This is a genomic window from Pseudomonadales bacterium (assembly GCA_024234615.1).
Classification (GTDB): domain Bacteria; phylum Pseudomonadota; class Gammaproteobacteria; order Pseudomonadales; family IMCC2047; genus JAJFKB01.
The window spans coordinates 852,475-870,322 of sequence record JACKNY010000001.1; the positions used below are offsets into that span (position 1 = coordinate 852,475).

A 17,848-nucleotide genomic window follows, 5' to 3' on the forward strand; every position below is an offset into this window, starting at 1 on the left:
ATAAGATGTCTAAGATTAAAACAAACAGAGGTGCCGCCAAGCGCTTTAAGAAAACGGCGAATGGCTTTAAGCACAAACAGTCCTTCAGAAGTCACATTCTGACGAAAAAAAGTACTAAGCGTAAGCGTCAATTACGTCCAATGCTGCAAGTTCATGGTGCAGATGTTGGCTTAATTAAGCGTATGCTGCCCAATACTTAATTTTTTGCTAACACAATTAGAGGACTAATCAATGCCACGTGTTAAAAGAGGTGTGACGGCACACAAGCGTCACAAGAAGATATTAAAACAGGCTAAAGGTTATTATGGCGCGCGTAGTCGTATTTACCGAGTCGCCAAGCAGGCCGTTATTAAAGCGGGTCAGTATGCCTATCGCGATCGTCGTCAGCGTAAACGACAGTTTCGCGCGCTTTGGATTACCCGTATCAATGCTGCCGCCAGAGATAACGGCTTGTCTTATAGCCGCTTAATTGCCGGTCTAAAGAAAGCATCGATCGAGATTGATCGGCGCGTGCTGGCAGATTTAGCCGTCTACGAAAAAGAAGCTTTTAGCGCCATTGCTGAGAAAGCGAAAACAGCTCTGGCCGCCTAGTTGAGTGTAGGTGCGACTTTATTCGCATTGGTTTAGGTGTTAATAAGGTTCGATTTTGGTAGAGCCTACTGAAACTAATCTACTGTGTTGAATAGGGGGAAGGGCAGTCGCTCTTCCCCCTATTTTTTCGGAGAAAATGAATGGAAAACCTGGAATCCCTGGTTGCACAAGCCAAATCGGCAATTGATGCCGCAGCCGATGCTCAGGCATTGGATCAGGTGCGTGTGCAGTACCTGGGAAAAAAGGGCGAGCTAACCCAGTTGTTGAAGAGCTTAGGTCACCTGTCTGTCGAGGCACGACCTCAGGCAGGTGCAAAGATCAATGAAGCAAAACAACAGCTTCAAGAAGTTATCAACTTGCGCAAAAATGGTCTTAATGATCAGCTATTAAATCAGCGCCTCGCTGCAGAAACCATTGATGTGACCTTGCCTGGTCGTGGTCAACAATCTGGGAATTTACACCCCGTCACGAAGACGCTTGACCGTATTGAGGCCTTCTTCTCTCACTTGGGTTATGAAGTCGCTCAGGGCCCGGAGATTGAAGATGATTACCATAATTTTGAAGCCTTAAATATTCCCGCGCACCATCCCGCCAGAGCGATGCACGATACCTTTTACTTTGACGCGCACACACTGTTGCGGACTCACACCTCGCCCGTGCAAATTCGGGTGATGGAAAGCGGCGAGCCGCCTTTCGGTATTATTTGTCCTGGTCGGGTATATCGCTGTGATTCGGACCTAACGCACACCCCCATGTTTCATCAGGTCGAAGGTTTGCTAGTCGACGAAGGTGTTAGCTTTGCTGACCTTAAAGGAACGGTTGCCGAGTTTTTAAAGGTATTTTTTGAAAAAGAACTGGCGGTGCGATTCCGGCCTTCTTACTTTCCGTTCACAGAGCCTTCCGCAGAAGTCGATATTGAATGTGTGATTTGCGGCGGCGAAGGATGCCGTGTTTGCAGCCACACCGGATGGATTGAAATTATGGGGTGCGGCATGGTGCACCCCAATGTCTTTACCTCGGCGGGAATTGATGCTGAAAAGTACACAGGTTTTGCTTTTGGTATGGGAGCGGAAAGGTTAGCGATGCTACGTTATGGCGTTAATGATTTACGCTTGTTTTTTGAAAATGATTTGCGCTTTTTGTCGCAGTTCAATTGAGAACGATGTAAATAAGACCTGCTGACACAGGATCAGTATTAGAAAATTGTTTATACAAGTCCGTCTTGTGTTAATCAATATCATTAGGTTAAGAAATGAAATTCAGTGAAAAGTGGATAAGGGAATGGGTTAATCCCGACATCGATAGCCAGCAATTGGTCGCACAATTGACGATGGCTGGTCTTGAGGTGGATGGTATCGAGTCGGTTGCTGGTAAGTTTGAAGGTGTTGTCGTTGCCGAAGTTGTCACAAAAGATGCGCATCCAGATGCAGATAAATTAAGCCTTTGTAAAGTCTCTACCGGCCGGCAGGAGTATCAGGTAGTTTGTGGTGCGCCCAATGTACGTGCTGGCACCAAAGTTGTTTTGGCGGAAGTTGGCGCCATATTGCCCGGTAACTTTAAGATTAAAAAAGCAAAATTACGCGGTGTGGAATCACATGGCATGCTCTGTTCCGAAAAAGAACTGGAGTTGAGCGACAATCATGAAGGCATCATCGTGCTGGCGGATGATGCGCCAGTTGGTCAGGATATTCGAAGTTATTTAGACTTAAATGATAACTGTATCGATATTGATCTGACGCCAAACCGGGGCGACTGTTTGTCTATCGCAGGGTTAGCGCGAGAGCTAGGAGTGCTGAATAAACTGCCGGTTGCGGCAGTGGATATTCCAGCGGTTGCGCCAAGTATTGATGACTGCTTTCCCGTGGTGGTTGATGCGCCGGAGGGTTGCCCACGTTATGTCGGTCGAGTGATTCGTAATATCAACGTCAATGCCAGTGCGCCTCTTTGGATGCAGGAGCGCTTGCGTCGTAGCGGATTACGCAGCATCGATCCGGTGGTGGATGTGACTAACTATGTCATGTTGGAACTGGGCCAGCCCATGCACGCTTTTGACCTTGAGCGGTTGCAAAAAGGCATTCGAGTGAGAATGGCTGAGCCTGGTGAAAAACTCACCCTGCTTGATGGTCAGGAAGTGGCGTTGAACGCTGAAACCTTATTAATTGCCGATGAGTCGGGGCCGTTGGCGATGGCAGGTATTATGGGCGGTATTAATAGTGGTATATCAGAAAAGACGCAGAATATATTTCTTGAAAGCGCCTTTTTCGCACCTCTAACAATCGCAGGGAAAGCCCGTAGTTATGGGTTGCATACTGACTCTTCGCATCGTTTTGAGCGTGGAGTGGATTTTCAAGTCCAATCAAGAGCCATTGAGCGGGCCACCCAGTTACTAATGGATATAGTGGGTGGTGAACCGGGGCCGGTCTCTGAAGTCTCATCCGACGCGCATCTTCCGGTTCCGGCAGTTATCGAATTAAGAAAACAGCGCATCACCAGCCTATTAGATTTGGCGCTTCCAGATCATGAAATAGAAGGTATCTTGACGCGATTAGGAATGGTGATTCAGACAAAAAATGGTGAAGGCTGGCGTGTGCTTGTTCCTTCTTACCGCTTTGATTTGTCTATAGAAGCCGATTTAATAGAGGAAATTGCACGTGTCTATGGATACAACCTTATTCCGGTCAAATTGCCACAGGTTTCCTTAAAGTCTCGTCCCAAAAGCGAAGCTGTGACTAGCTTAAGCCAAATGCGTCGCCTGCTGTTAGCGCGAGGTTATTTTGAAGCCATCACCTATAGTTTCGTCGATCCTAAATTACAGGCTCAGTTTGATCATAGCGATCAAGGAATAACACTGGCTAACCCTATTTCTGCTGATATGTCGGTGATGCGAACATCGCTTTGGCCGGGCCTGATTCAAGCACTGCAATATAACCAAAACCGGCAACAGGAGCGTGTTCGCCTGTTCGAGTCGGGCTTGGTGTTCAGAAAATCAGAAAAGGGTATCGAGCAAGTTGCAAAATTGGGCGGAGTAATTGTTGGTGGTCAAGCGCCGGAAAGTTGGGCGAATGCAAAAGCAGCTAGCGATTTTTATGACGCTAAGGGTGATGTGGAGGCGGTTTTAAGTTTAGGAGGGAATATCGATTCCTATGAATTTATACCTTCCACAGATCATGCGTTGCATCCCGGTCAAAATGCTGTAATTATGCGCGAAGGCGAAGCGGTTGGCAGGATAGGGGCGTTGCATCCGTCTATAGAACAAGCTCTGAGTATAAAAGGGCCAGTCTATCTGTTTGAAATAGAACTAACAAAAATTGAGTTGGGTGTCATCGCTTATTTTGAGCCGCTGTCCAAATTTCCTGAAGTTCGTCGAGACTTGTCTATAATTGTTGATAAATCAATACAACTGTTGGCGATTGATAAACAAGTGCGACAGGATGCAGGAGAGTCATTAGTGAATCTGACCTTATTCGACCTTTATCAGGGCAAAGGGATTGATCCAGATCGAAAAAGCCTTACTTTAGGCTTGACGTGGCAGCACAGATCACGCACTCTTACGGATGATGAAATTTCTCAGCTCGTTGATAGCATTATCAACAACTTAGAAAAACAATTTAATGCAGAATTGAGGGGCTAGTCATGGGCGCTCTAACCAAAGCCGCAATGGCGGAAAAGCTTTTTGATGAATTGGGTCTTAACAAACGCGAAGCAAAAGAAATTGTTGAGATGTTTTTTGGTGAAATCAGCCAGTGCTTGATTAATAATGAACAGGTAAAATTATCCGGTTTCGGTAATTTTGACTTGCGCGATAAGAAAGAACGTCCGGGACGAAACCCAAAAACTGGCGAGGATATTCCCATCTCGGCGCGGCGCGTGGTTACTTTTCGGCCCGGTCAAAAATTAAGAGCAAAAGTAGAAGATTATGCTGGAACCAAGCCATAACGACGAGTTGCCGCCAATACCTGGGAAACGCTATTTCACCATTGGGGAAGTCAGCGATCTCTGTAGCGTGAAACCACACGTGTTGCGCTATTGGGAGCAAGAATTTCCACAGCTAAAGCCAGTAAAGAGGCGGGGTAATAGACGTTATTATCAACGCCAGGACGTGTTGGTAATCAGACAGATTCGTAGCCTTCTTTATGATCAAGGTTTCACTATTGGCGGTGCGCGACTGCGCTTAACCAGCGAAGACAGCAAGGAAGATACTAATCAGACGCAGCAAATGATCCGCCAGATGATCAGCGAACTTGAGGACGTGTTAGGCGTTTTGAAATCTTGATAGTCACCCCTTATTAAGTTGTCTTTATTTTTGCGCCTAGAGAGTTTTGCCGTTCTTGCACAAGACCTCCCGAAAAACCTGGGTTTATCTCCCCGCTAATTATTCCAAAGCAGTACATCTTAGGTTATCATGGCGCCCGCCTTTGCGGCGCAGTTACATATCGGGGCGTAGCGCAGTCTGGTAGCGCACTACACTGGGGGTGTAGTGGTCACAGGTTCAAATCCTGTCGTCCCGACCAATTTTTCTAATAAAAAAGGAAGGTTGAATTTTAAGCTTATGGAAGGTGTTGTTAAGTTGGATAAATATTGGCAAAACAAAACTTTCTATGCGAAATAAGCTTTAAGACTATTAATACGAGTCTGTTCGACAAAGATCAAGTATTTACAATAGCGTTATCGCAGGAAGGATAGAATGAAAAACTTTGCCCTGATCGGTGCTGCAGGCTATATCGCACCTCGTCACATGAAAGCTATCAAAGAAACGCAGAATAATCTGGTTGCTGCGCTCGACCCAAACGACTCGGTTGGTATTATTGATAGCTACTTTCCTGATGCCAATTTTTTTACGGAGTTTGAACGTTTCGATAGGCATATTGATAAACTACAACGAAAAGCCAGATATATCGATTACGTATCCATCTGCTCCCCCAATTACCTTCATGATTCTCATATTCGCTTTGCCTTACGTTCAGGTGCCGACGCTATCTGTGAAAAACCGCTGGTGCTAAACCCATGGAATATTGATGTCTTAATAGATGATGAAAAAGACTCTGGGCAAAAAGTCAACACGATACTGCAGTTACGTTTACACCCAAGTATTATCGAGCTTAAACAGAAGGTTGAAAGAGCACCGAAAGATAAAAAATATGATGTTGATTTGAGCTATATTACGTCACGCGGTAATTGGTATAACGTATCCTGGAAAGGAGACCAAAAGAAGTCGGGTGGCATCGCCACAAATATAGGGGTGCACTTTTATGACATGCTGCACTTTATTTTTGGCAAACTTCAGAGCAATGTTGTACACCACTCCAGTGAAACCAAGACAGCAGGCTACCTGGAATACGAGCATGCACGTGTGAGATGGTTCTTATCTGTTGATCTTGATGATGTTCCTGCAGAAGTTAGGATGACGGGTCAGCGTACTTATCGAAGTATTACGGTCAATAATGAAGAAATCGAGTTTTCCGGTGGTTTTACGGATCTCCACAACCGTAGCTATGAAGGAATATTAGCCGGAAAGGGTTTTGGGCTTGAGGATAATCGCGTAGCTATCGAAACAGTTGCCGATATCCGAAATCTCAAACCTCAAGGGCCAAAAGGAGAATACCATCCATTCTTAAAGAGAGTTTCTGCTTAACTTATGCATGTAAAAGGCAGCCCTTGTTTGACTTGCGGCCTTCATAATTCTACATATATAGGTGTTCCAAAGTAACTCCAAGGCGGGAGCCACCAAACATTATGCAGAAGAGTGGCTTAAATTTTTAGAAGAGAGAGTATTATGAGTTAATCATTCTTAAATATCGGGAAATCTAGGGTTTGATAATATTAGGTGGAAATTAGGAAAAAATTCCAAAGCCAGTGATGGTGGGCTCTGTCCAACTGATGTTGATTCCTCCAAAAGATACTTTTATTCAAGTGATAGCTATAACGAGAAGAGCGCTATTTATATTGCTAAGCCGACACGGGAGCATATAGCCCAAGATGTAAAGGATTACTTTGTTACTACAACAATGATCGGTTTCACAATGTCAATCTTGGTCTGTCGCCGATTAACTATTAACTGTCTCAAGTGAAAGTGCTCGGTTGGACTTGATCAGAACAATAAGTTAAGTGAGCAAAAGGAATTGCTTGGCAATTAAGTTTGGTGTGCTGGATTAGTGTACACGGTCAAATAGGTGGTTAGGGTAACTCATATGATAAGATGTTTGTCAGAATTCTTTCCATATTTTAGGATTTCAAAATTAATCTTTCGATAAGTATGATCCGTCAAAAGCTTCACAGTTATGTGATATTGCTTGGAAATGTATTGTTGGATATACGGCGGTTATATCTGAAATCTTTTTTATCGATTGTATTAACCTCTATTTTGTCGGTTGCGCTACAAATTGTTGGTTTTTGGTTATCACTAAGGTACTTTGCTTATGCGCATCAAGAAGGGATTGGTCATTTATTTGTCGTTCTTTTTGGAGTTGATAACTATTTATATGAAGTATCGGTGGTGGCGCTTATTCTAGGATTAACTCTGGGCTTCGCTAGTTGGTTAGGATATTTGTCTCGAATACTTTCTATTCATGTTTCAACTAAATATGAAAAGCTGTGTTTTGTTAGAGCGATTAAGTTTTTGAATGCCAAAAGTATAATTGAAGAGTTGCCTTATAAGGAATCGGAATTCTTTAATATAGTAAATATAAATTCAAGAGTAGCAGGGCGAGCTATTAAAATTCTAATTACCTCTGTCCAACCTGTATTTATGTTTATTACTTGTATCTGTATAGCGCTATTAATTGATTCAGTTGTGACAGTTATTATTTTATTTTTCTTAGGGATTGCTTTACCAATAATATACAAGTTTAATCAGCGTGGGATTGCAGCTGCGGGTGAATTGGAGAAAAATAATATTCTAGCCAATAAGGAAAAAAAGGAAGTAATTGCAAATTTATTTTCAATTAAAGAAGAGTTGGTAGAGCCTAGTTTGGAGAGTTATTCTAAGTCGTTGATAATATTTAAGGAGAGACTCAAATCTATAGAAAAATCACGTTCTACAATGCAAGGGTTTGTCGCTTTATCTTTTGCTTTTTTAATTTTATACATTGGATTGAGATTAAAGGAAAATGAATTTCAATTTATTTTATTGATTGCATATTTTATAACGTTGAGATATAGCCTAAATAGTGCCGTAACAATTGTATTGGCAGTAACGAACTTCAATTTGCTCGTACCTAAATTAAAAGAATATTTTTCTCTTATTAAGCATTAATAAAGACAGATTGCAGAAAAATGCATCTCTATATTAATTTAATTTTTGTAGTGCGGCACAGAGATATTGAATTAACTTCGAGTTGAAAGGGCTGTGATATTAATGTAGGTGCTCAATTTTATGATTGTTAAAATAAAGGGTGAGAGTAATGAAAGTTGTATGCCTAGTAGCGAATCCAATTAGTAAAGATGCGCGCGTCCAGAAAGAGGCTAACGCTATAAAAGATTTTGGCCATGAAGTTATTGTTGTGGGGCTGCAGGATAAAAATAATAATGTTGCTTATGAGAAAAATAAAAATGGTGTGGAGTACTACCGGTTACCTTGGAAATCATATGCTTATAGAAGAGTTGCCAGGTTTGCTCTCTGGGTAGGGTTTGCCATGTTGGTGGCCATGGTAATCGCTTACAAGTTATTGGAAAACAAAACAATTGAGAGTCTGAATAATCAACTTTACAGTTTTTTTAATTCACTGGTTACAGCATTTTTAGAAATGGGAGCTATTGGGCATATATTTATAATTTTCGGCGGTTTAATTTGTTTGAAAGCACTACGGGTATCCAAAGCCTATAAAAATATTTCTATGCGGTATGCGAGGACGTTCGAGCAGGAATTACCAATAAGAGAAGATGTGGTCGCAGATAAATCAAATTTTTGGGGAGTTTTCCTCTCAAGATTTAAGTCGATAGGTGTCCAGCTTCTAGTAAGAAGGTTTCGAGATAATGCGTTCTCATCTTTTGCGATAAAACTTAAACCTGATGTGGTTCATTGTCACGATATAACTACCTTGAGAGCCGGTGTAAAAATAAAAGCTAAGACCAAAGCGAAGCTAGTCTACGATGCGCATGAGTATTATGAAGACACTGCTGGGTTGCCTAGTAATCATAGAAAGTTATATCGAATAATACATACACTATGCAACCAACAGGTTGATTTGTTTATTGTAGTAAATAAATATTTTGGGGAACTCTATAAAAAGAAATACAGAGGATTTAATAGCCCTGTAGTAGTCATGAACGCCCTGAATCAACCTATGAATATAGATTACGATGGTAGGTTGCATCATGCCGCAGGTCTTAAACTTGATACAAAAATTTTGTTATTTCAAGGAGGCTTTACTTTGCATAGAGGAATTGAGAGGTTAATTGATGCGGCAATTAAACTTCCACAGGATTGGTGCTTAGTTATGATGGGGTGGGGGCGCTTGGAAGAGCCTATGAAACAAAGGTTGATGTTATCTAACAATGGAAATAATCTCGTAAAATTTTTGCCTCCAGCTCCTCAGGATGAATTGATGAAGTGGACCGCAGGAGCAACAGTAGGAATTATTCCATACGAAGATGAAGGTATAAATCATAAGTATTGCACCCCCAATAAGCTTTGGGAGTTTCCCGCGGCTGGCGTTCCATTTATAGCTACACCAAGGGTGGTGATGAAAGACATGATTCATGAATACAGACACGGAGAAATAATCGAAGATAATTATACCGTGCAAGAGTTAATTGGTGCTCTCAAAAAAATTAGTGAGAATCATGCAGAATATAAAAAAAATTGTATTAGGTTTGTTGAAGAAAATTCTTGGGAGAAAAATAAGATCGTACTAAAACAAGAATATGAAAAAATACAGGTAAATAATTTTTCGGCAAGAAATTTGTTAAGGAGTACAAGTCAGTCAGTATAAATAATGAATGGGTAAGCGAAATTTTAGAGGTAAATTTTACGATGTGTGTGCCCATGACGGTGATTTACAACATGGTAGAGGGGCATTTAATTGGGGTGGAAACGGGCCGAACGGCGGATGTTTTCTCTGGATTTTTAAAGCAACTGCCGTCAGACACTGCGGCAAAAATAGAAGCTGTGGCGATGGACATGGGGCCATCCTATCAGAAGTCAGTACGGGACTGTTTACCTAATGCTGACCTTGTATTTGACTGTTTTCACGTTATGCAGAACTATAGCAAGGCGCTGAGTAACCAGCGACGAATGGAGTTTAGAAAGGCCAATAAATCGGGTAAAGAATTGTTAAAAGGGACGCATTATCTGGTGTTGAAAAATGAGGATAAACTGGACCAATCTCAGACTCAAAAATTACAACGGTTACTGGATGCAAATGCCAATCTCAATACGTTGTATATTCTGAAGGAACAGCTTCAGGCATTGTGGGATTCAGAGACGGTCGAACTGATGCAGGAGCGATTAGAAGCCTGGTGTCGGATATCCGATCAATCAAGCATGTTTTATCTAAGAAAATTTGCCAAGTCGTTAAGAAGGCACTGTGTGGGCATTTGTAATTATGCGAAGCACAAGCTCACCAGCGCAAGAATCGAAGCGGGTAATATTAGTATAGGAATGATCTGCAAGCACGCAAGAGGGATCAGAGATACGGAATATTCCAAGCTTAAGATCAGGCAGTCATCGGTCCCCGATGATCAATCAATGTTCTATTTGGCTGCCTAATCTCACTCAACAAAGCGGAGAAGAACCAATGAACAGGAGTTTTTACTATGAAATACAATCAATTAACATTCACAAATATTAGTTTTTCGAATAGTAGTGAAGCTTATATTAAGGAATACATATATGGAAATTAGGAATGTTGGGTTAATAACATACCAACACCCGCATCTGAAGACAGAGCAGATACTACAGAGACTATTGTGTAAAAATTATGCGTATAAAATTTATGCTCTGCCTTTCAATCCACGCCCAGACCGAGCTTGTATAGTAAACCATCGTCCAAATCAAATGGATGCTATTGAGCCAGCAGTTATTGCAAAAAGGCATGATATTACGTATATCAAATGTGATTCCGATAAAGATATTGATAATTCTTGCGATGTATATTTAGTGCTAGGCGCTGGTATTCTCTCTCCAGAATGTTTGAAAGGTAAAGATGTCATTAACTGTCATCCGGGTGTTATACCAACAAGTAGAGGGCTCGATTCATTTAAATGGGCAATATTAGATTTAAAGCCTTTAGGAGTAACACTGCATTATATTAATGAACAAGTAGATGCCGGAGAAATTATCTCTGTAAAACCCACAAATGTTTATGAAACCGATAGCTTGAATACCTTATCTCGTAGACATTATGAAAATGAAATTGAAATGTTTGCTGATTTTGATATTTATTTAAATGCCCCACAAAATCTATATGTGAATATAGAACCGTCAGAGCCAAGGATGAGAATGCCAAAAGAGAGAGAGGTAGAATTGGAAAGTAGATTGGTGGAATATAAAAGGATTTATGGCCAAGAGTTTAAGTGATAATTTAGTGTATTTAATCCTAAACTTACTTTTTTGAAGGGTTTTTTGTCTTAATTGAGGCTTTTGCACAAAACTGTAAGCGGACAAGTTAATCTGCTCAATGTGATAATGCTACCGCACTTTTGGTAAAAAAAAGAAAACAGTTATGGCCTGGAAAAATCTTTCACAAAATAGCTTAGCCGATGGGCTGACCGGACATCCCGAAGTGTTGGAAGAGCTGGATGATGTTGAAGCCCTCATTGACTAGTCCGAAATTGAGCGGTTGTTCAAGGACATACACGACAAAAGCCGAGGTACAGGCCTAGCCACCACTCATGATGTTCAAGGCGCTGCTGCTGCAAAGCGGGTACTGACTCAGCGACCCGGCGTTAGAGAATCAGTTAGTGCGAGATTTATTGTTTCGCCGTTTTATTCAACTGGGTTTGAGTGAAGGTGTTCCTGACCTTACGAATATACTTGCTGAGTTTATTTTGAACATCAAAGAACAAGCTCTAACTTCTAAAACTCATAATAAAAGTAAGTAGTTCATGCTGTTCAATAGCCACGAATTTATATTCTTATTTCTACCTTTAGTATTAATAATTTTTTATCTTTTCAGAAAGTTAAAGCTAGCATCCAGTGCATTTATTTTTTTAGCGTTCGCGTCTCTTTATTTTTATGCTTATTGGAAAGTCGAGTATTTAATCTTAATAGTGGTATCGATCTTAACCAACTATTTTATTGCAAGAAATCTCTATTTATCGAAAACGCCAGGAAATAGGCATCTCTTTTTAATATTTGGTGTCAGTTTTAATCTGGTATTGCTTTGTTACTATAAATATACGGGTTTTTTCCTTGCATCAATCAATAGTGTTTGGGAGACAAAATTTCCAGTTTTTCAGGTGATTTTGCCAATAGGAATATCATTTTTTACGTTTCAGCAAATTGCATTTTTAGTGGATGTGTATAAGCGGGTTGCAGAACCTTATTCACTAGTAAACTACGTATTATTTGTAACTTTTTTTCCTCAGTTAATTGCGGGGCCAATAGTCCATCACGCACAAATGATGCCTCAGTTTGAAAGGCCTTTAGTTGGCATCAGTAAAAACCTATCTATTGGTGTTTCCATATTCATTATTGGTCTTTTAAAAAAAGTAGTAATTGCAGACTCTCTTTCTGTCTACGCTAGGGCTCTTTTTGATGGGGATATATCTCCAAGTGGTTTGGATACTCTCTCAGCATGGACGGGAGTTCTAGCATATACGTTTCAGCTTTATTTTGATTTTTCGGGATACAGTGATATGGCGATAGGCTTGGCAAGAATATTTGGAATTGTGTTGCCTGAAAATTTTTATTCGCCATACAAAGCTGGTTCTATCGTGGAGTTTTGGCGAAGATGGCATATAACACTATCCACCTTTTTAAAAGACTATTTATACATACCTCTGGGGGGAAATAAAAACGGGACATTACTACGTTATAGAAATTTACTGATTACAATGGTGATTGGTGGGTTATGGCATGGTGCAGGTTGGGGGTTTGTTGTGTGGGGAGGGCTGCATGGTGTTTATCTGGTAATTAATCACTTGTGGCATAAAACAGAGCTATGCTCCACGATAAAAAATATATTACTGTGGCGCTTACTTTCATGGCTGCTTACTTTTACTGCTGTCGTTATTGGCTGGGTGTTTTTTAGATCGGACAGTATTAGCGGTGCGGTTCTGATATTGAATGCAATGTTCGACTTTAGCCAATTAACAATTTCCGATGGAGACCTGGATAAGTATTTAGTATTTCAATGGCCTCCAATTTTAGATATTAATTCGATTTGGGACTTGCCCAAGTTAAATAGTTTGAAAATTGGGTCATGGATTTTGATTATGTCCACGGGGGTAATTGCCTTGTTGTTGCCTAATACACAACAAATATTTGCAAAATATAACCCCGTAATTGAATTATTTGAGAATCGAAAGATAAGTTTGCTGACTTGGACACCAAATCTAAGATGGTCGATATTGATAACAAGTGCTTTTGTTTTGTCTTTATTAATGATGGCTGAAAACAGTTCTGAATTTTTATATTTCCAGTTTTGATATGTATAAAAAATATTTAATAGCGAGTAGTTTTTTGGCAGCTATGTTGCTGGGTGCTGTCACCATTCCAAATATCTTATATGACCCTTGGTGGTACTTTAATGGAAATATTTTAGACCAAGTAAATCCCTATTTTAATGAAAGAGAAACGAAGATAAATTTATTTTTAAAGTCTCCTCAGAAATATGATTGTCTGATCTTAGGTAGTTCAAGAGTTACCTTTTTGGCAGCAAGGTATATCAACGGCTATTCTTGCTTTAATATGGCTGTATCCGCTAGCGTGGGGCAGGTAGGAGAACTATATTATTTTGGTCGTTATTTTAATAAATATTCCTCGGTGCCTAAATTATTAATAGTTGGGGTGGAGGAATTTAACTTCCAAGGACCCCCCTCAACAAATATACCGGAATTTGTTAGGCAACTAAAAAAACCTCCACCCTGGTATAGCCGTTACATATCTTTAGAAGCCATTGAATTTACACATAAAGTTGCCAATAAAAACTCAAAAAGCAGGAAGAGTCCTCGAGTTTATAATCAAAATTTTGAAGCAGTCTTTAATACAAATAAGAGATTATCTATAGATAAACAGGTCAAAGTAATCGCTGAGAATATTGAAGGTTGTAATTACTTGAAACCGATAAGGTTAGGGAAAAACTTTTCTCCAGACAATATTAAATATTATAAAAAATTAATAGCTGAATTTCCCAGTGCAAGAACAATTGGTTTTGTCCCTCCAATATCAGTAGATCGCCTTTTCGAAATTTATTTATTAGGGACGTTGGAGGGTTATCTGAATAATATTTATGAGACAGCGGAATTGTTTGATGTGTTCTTTGATTTTTCGTTACCAAGTACCATAACAAACGATGGTGACTTGACCTATGATGGAAGTCATTTCTCATCTGCCACCTATGAAAAAATAGGGAAAATTTTAACTAAAAAGGCTGGGGCTGAAGTCCTGGCTGTAGACATTAAATCAATGGGTTATGAGCAATATAAACAATTAATCCTGATGAGGTTAGAGAGTCAGGAATTTATTTCAGAATACCATAAACGATGTGAGAGGATAATTGGAATATGAAAATTTTAACGGTATTGGGAGCTCGCCCTCAATTTATTAAGGCTGCAGCGGTTAGTAGAGAGTTCAGGCAATATCCATTCATAAAGGAATCGATAGTCCATACCGGACAACATTACGATACGAATATGAGTGATATTTTTTTTCGGCAAATGGAAATTCCATACCCTGATCACCGTTTAGAAACTGGAGGTTTGTCTCAGGGGGCTATGACCGGTCGTATGCTAGAGAATATAGAAAAGATAATTAATTCAGAAAATCCTGATAAGGTTATGGTTTATGGAGATACAAACTCTACACTTGCTGGTGCTCTTGCGGCAGTTAAATTACATGTACCGGTTGTCCATGTTGAAGCGGGGCTTAGATCATTCAATATGGCGATGCCGGAGGAAGTTAATAGAATATTAACCGACCAAGTCAGTAGTCTTTTGTGCTGCCCCACAGAAACGGCAATAAAAAATCTTAAAAATGAGGGTTTTTTTACTAAGGATGTGAAAATTGTTAATACTGGCGATGTCATGCAGGACGTTGCCTATTATTTTGCAGATAAGTCCGTAAAACCAGAAGGGTTATTCGCTAATAAATCACAAAAAATTATTCTTTGTACTTTGCACAGGGCTGAAAATACAAATGATGAAAAACGATTAGAAAATATTTGTAACGCTATATCCCAATTGTCGGAGCGATATCATGTCGTTCTTCCTTTGCACCCTAGAACACAAAAAGCTATAGAAAAGGCCAAAATTAAATTAAATGCAAATATCATAAAACCGGTAGGGTATTTTGAAATGCTTTATTTGCTCAAAGCAGCTAGTTTAGTCCTCACAGATAGTGGGGGGTTACAGAAAGAAGCTTACTTTTTTTCAAAGCCCTGCGTTACTATGCGGGATCAGACGGAGTGGACAGAACTGATTGATCAACAAGCTAACGTGCTGGTGGGTGCCGGTGTCGACTCTATTATTACAGAGGTTAATAGTATGCTGACCAAAGATATCGCTTATAACAAAGATACATATGGTGGTGGTAGTGCTGCTCGGTGGGTTGTTGAATCTATAGTTAAATAATATCGATTTAAAATATTTTGTTTATGTGCCAGGGAAGTTAAATTGCTGTTTGAGAGTACTTCTCTCTGGTAAAGGAACTTGGTTAGTAAAATTGATAAAGAAAACTGTTCTTTATATTGTCCCCATAGGTGTCTTGGGAGGAGCGTCTCGTAGCTTAATAGAGCTAATCAGGGCTATTCCAGAAAACACCGTTGTACCTTACATCATCTCGCCTAATGGTAAATCCATAGATTATTTTCGTGGTATATCGAAAAGAACTTTTCTGACAAAAGGAGTGCCACAATTTGATAATACGAGGTTTGGTTATTACCGAAAGCAGAGATGGTTAATCTTGGTTAGAGAGTTGTTTTATATGCCTTTCTTTATGACAGCTTTAATCCAAGCTAAATGTAAAATAGGAAAGGTCGATTGCATTCATGTCAATGAAATTACTGCATTGCTTCCGGCCTTGTTGGCTAGAATGCTTTTTAGTGCACCGATTATTTTACATGTCAGATCCGTTCAAGCTGATCCTGCGTTAACCAGGTTGCGAACCAGAACTTTAGGTTATTTAATTCGCAGATTTATCAATCAAGTTGTTGCCATAGATGAAACGGTTAAGCAAAGTCTATCCTATCTTTGCGATGTGAAAGTAGTACATAACAGTTTTAACTACGATTCTGTTGAAAATACTCAACAAAAGCCCAAACAGCGAAAGGACAATAAGATAAAGATAGCAATGATCGGTAGCTTGTTAGAGCTTAAAGGAATATTTGATTTTCTACAGGCAGCAAAAATCTGCTTGGATTCGGGGTTAAATATTGAATTTGTCATTGTTGGTGAAAACGTTAGAAATGAACCAGGAATAAAAGGGTTTTTATTAAGAAAAATGGGGTATTCCCGAGATGTTTATAGTGAGTGCGAAGGGTTTATTGCTGAACATGAGCTTGGGGAGAATATAAAATTAATGGGTTTTAGTTTTGATGTTCAACGTATTTACCGTGACATTGATATTCTTTGTTTTCCTTCGCATTTGGAGGCTGTAGGGAGACCCGTGTTTGAGGCAGCCTTTTTTAAGGTGCCCAGCATTGTGGCGATATTAAATCCCACGTCGGATACCTTTAAACACAATGAGACAGGTTTAGCCGTCCCCCCCAAAAAGCCGGAAAACCTTGCTAATGCGATGAAATATTTATATTGGCATCCGCAAGAGCGTGAAAGGATGGGGCAAATCGCATATGAGTTGGCGAATAAAAACTTCAATTGCAGTACAAACACAAAAAAAATAATCAGCATATATAACGAAGTTATTAACTCATGCGCGCGATCGGTTGGAGTATGAAATCTTAGCATTACGATTTATTTGTGACTAAGGTTTGATCCATGAGCAGAAAATGAACTTATAGGAAACGTGCTTTGAATCAAAATAAAGTAGCTTTAATTACAGGAATAACAGGCCAGGACGGTGCCTATTTGGCGGAATTTTTGCTGGAAAAGGGTTATACAGTTCATGGCATAAAACGACGTTCCTCTCTATTCAATACCGATCGGATTGATCACTTGTACCAAGACCCCCACGAACAAGATAGGAAACTGATCCTTCATTATGGAGACCTAACGGACGGTTTAAATCTCACGCGTATTATTCAGAGTATACAACCTGATGAAATCTACAATTTGGGTGCTCAATCTCATGTGGCAGTTTCCTTTGAAGAGCCTGAATATACGGCTGAAGTTGATGCTTTGGGAGCATTAAGAATATTGGAGTCGATTAGGCTCTTAGGTTTAGAGAATAAAACGAGGTTTTATCAAGCATCTACCTCTGAACTATATGGAAAGGTGCAAGAAGTACCACAGAAAGAAACGACATCTTTTTATCCAAGATCCCCCTACGCGATTGCCAAACAGTTTGCATACTGGACTACGGTAAATTATAGAGAGGCTTACGGGGTTTATGCTTGTAATGGAATCTTATTTAATCATGAATCTCCGGTTCGGGGTGAAACGTTTGTTACCCGCAAAATTACCAGAGCACTTGCTCGTTTTAGCCAGGGGCTTCAAGGCTGTTTATATCTGGGTAATTTAAATGCCAAACGTGACTGGGGGCATGCAAAAGACTTTGTGGTGGCACAGTGGTTAATGCTGCAGCAAGAACAACCGGATGATTATGTTATAGCTACGGGAATCCAGTATTCCGTTAGAGACTTTGTGGAGAAAGCTGCTAGATTTTTGGGTATTCATATAGGTTGGGAGCATAGCAATGAGAATGAGGTTGGAATTATTGTAGCACTGGATCAGGATAGTCCATGTATCAATAAAGATGTTATTGGAAAAACACTGGTACGAGTGGACGTCAGGTATTACCGACCGGCTGAGGTTGATTCTTTATTAGGAGATCCGCAAAAAGCTAAAAAGAATCTCGGGTGGGAGCCTAAAATCACATTTTTTGAATTGGTATCCGAGATGATGGAGCATGACCTTGAGTTGGCGAAAAGAGATGCGTTAGTGCAAAGGCATGGATTCAAATCATTTAGCTACAATGAATAGC

15 protein-coding genes, 1 tRNA gene and 1 pseudogene are annotated in these 17,848 nt (G+C 40.1%); all 17 read left to right on the forward strand.

The genetic code is table 11. The features are described 5' to 3' along the window. Nucleotides 1-5 precede the first annotated feature (5 nt). The 17 genes and pseudogenes from rpmI to gmd all read left to right on the forward strand — a co-directional run bounded on the left by rpmI (nucleotide 6) and on the right by gmd (nucleotide 17,847). Nucleotides 6-200 carry a 50S ribosomal protein L35 gene (rpmI, locus tag H6995_04040; protein ID MCP5214163.1) on the forward strand — a complete coding sequence of 65 codons (195 nt, stop codon included), beginning with the start codon at nucleotides 6-8 and terminating at the stop codon, nucleotides 198-200. Nucleotides 201-231: 31 nt separating this feature from the next. Then, nucleotides 232-591 (forward strand): 50S ribosomal protein L20, encoded by a 360-nt coding sequence (rplT, locus tag H6995_04045; protein MCP5214164.1) that lies wholly within the window; start codon nucleotides 232-234, stop codon nucleotides 589-591. Nucleotides 592-731: 140 nt separating this feature from the next. Further along, the gene (gene pheS, locus H6995_04050) at nucleotides 732-1,748 is read left to right on the forward strand and encodes a phenylalanine--tRNA ligase subunit alpha (GenBank protein MCP5214165.1); all 1,017 of its coding nucleotides are present in this window, start codon (nucleotides 732-734) and stop codon (nucleotides 1,746-1,748) included. A 95-nt stretch (nucleotides 1,749-1,843) separates the two neighbouring features. Further along, on the forward strand, nucleotides 1,844-4,222 hold the full coding sequence (pheT, locus tag H6995_04055) for a phenylalanine--tRNA ligase subunit beta (GenBank protein MCP5214166.1): 2,379 nt from the start codon (nucleotides 1,844-1,846) through the stop codon (nucleotides 4,220-4,222). A gap of 2 nt (nucleotides 4,223-4,224) precedes the next feature. After that, nucleotides 4,225-4,527 carry an integration host factor subunit alpha gene (gene ihfA / locus H6995_04060; protein MCP5214167.1) on the forward strand — a complete coding sequence of 101 codons (303 nt, stop codon included), beginning with the start codon at nucleotides 4,225-4,227 and terminating at the stop codon, nucleotides 4,525-4,527. Next, nucleotides 4,508-4,864, forward strand: a complete 357-nt coding sequence (locus H6995_04065) for a MerR family transcriptional regulator (GenBank protein MCP5214168.1) — start codon at nucleotides 4,508-4,510, stop codon at nucleotides 4,862-4,864. Before ihfA ends, H6995_04065 begins: the two co-directional genes overlap by 20 nt. Nucleotides 4,865-5,025: 161 nt before the next feature. Then, a tRNA-Pro gene (locus H6995_04070) sits at nucleotides 5,026-5,102 on the forward strand. Between the two features lie 173 nt (nucleotides 5,103-5,275). After that, nucleotides 5,276-6,223 (forward strand): Gfo/Idh/MocA family oxidoreductase, encoded by a 948-nt coding sequence (locus H6995_04075; protein ID MCP5214169.1) that lies wholly within the window; start codon nucleotides 5,276-5,278, stop codon nucleotides 6,221-6,223. Between the two features lie 621 nt (nucleotides 6,224-6,844). Beyond that, a complete protein-coding gene (locus H6995_04080; GenBank protein ID MCP5214170.1) occupies nucleotides 6,845-7,843 on the forward strand; it encodes a hypothetical protein in 999 nt (332 codons plus the stop codon). A gap of 148 nt (nucleotides 7,844-7,991) precedes the next feature. After that, nucleotides 7,992-9,521 carry a glycosyltransferase gene (locus H6995_04085; protein MCP5214171.1) on the forward strand — a complete coding sequence of 510 codons (1,530 nt, stop codon included), beginning with the start codon at nucleotides 7,992-7,994 and terminating at the stop codon, nucleotides 9,519-9,521. A 53-nt stretch (nucleotides 9,522-9,574) separates the two neighbouring features. Continuing rightward, a pseudogene (locus H6995_04090) lies at nucleotides 9,575-10,297 on the forward strand (ISL3 family transposase). A 123-nt stretch (nucleotides 10,298-10,420) separates the two neighbouring features. Then, on the forward strand, nucleotides 10,421-11,107 hold the full coding sequence (locus H6995_04095) for a hypothetical protein (protein MCP5214172.1): 687 nt from the start codon (nucleotides 10,421-10,423) through the stop codon (nucleotides 11,105-11,107). A 527-nt stretch (nucleotides 11,108-11,634) separates the two neighbouring features. Then, nucleotides 11,635-13,179: an MBOAT family protein gene (locus H6995_04100; protein ID MCP5214173.1), complete on the forward strand. Its 1,545-nt coding sequence runs from the start codon at nucleotides 11,635-11,637 to the stop codon at nucleotides 13,177-13,179. A gap of 1 nt (nucleotide 13,180) precedes the next feature. Further along, nucleotides 13,181-14,260 carry a hypothetical protein gene (locus H6995_04105; protein MCP5214174.1) on the forward strand — a complete coding sequence of 360 codons (1,080 nt, stop codon included), beginning with the start codon at nucleotides 13,181-13,183 and terminating at the stop codon, nucleotides 14,258-14,260. Further along, nucleotides 14,257-15,321, forward strand: coding sequence for a UDP-N-acetylglucosamine 2-epimerase (non-hydrolyzing) (gene wecB, locus H6995_04110; GenBank protein ID MCP5214175.1), 1,065 nt, complete (start codon nucleotides 14,257-14,259; stop codon nucleotides 15,319-15,321). The genes H6995_04105 and wecB overlap by 4 nt, the downstream gene beginning before the upstream one ends. 49 nt (nucleotides 15,322-15,370) lie before the next feature. Further along, nucleotides 15,371-16,642 (forward strand): glycosyltransferase family 4 protein, encoded by a 1,272-nt coding sequence (locus tag H6995_04115; GenBank protein MCP5214176.1) that lies wholly within the window; start codon nucleotides 15,371-15,373, stop codon nucleotides 16,640-16,642. 74 nt (nucleotides 16,643-16,716) lie between these two features. Then, nucleotides 16,717-17,847, forward strand: coding sequence for a GDP-mannose 4,6-dehydratase (gene gmd, locus H6995_04120; protein MCP5214177.1), 1,131 nt, complete (start codon nucleotides 16,717-16,719; stop codon nucleotides 17,845-17,847). Nucleotide 17,848 lies beyond the last annotated feature (1 nt).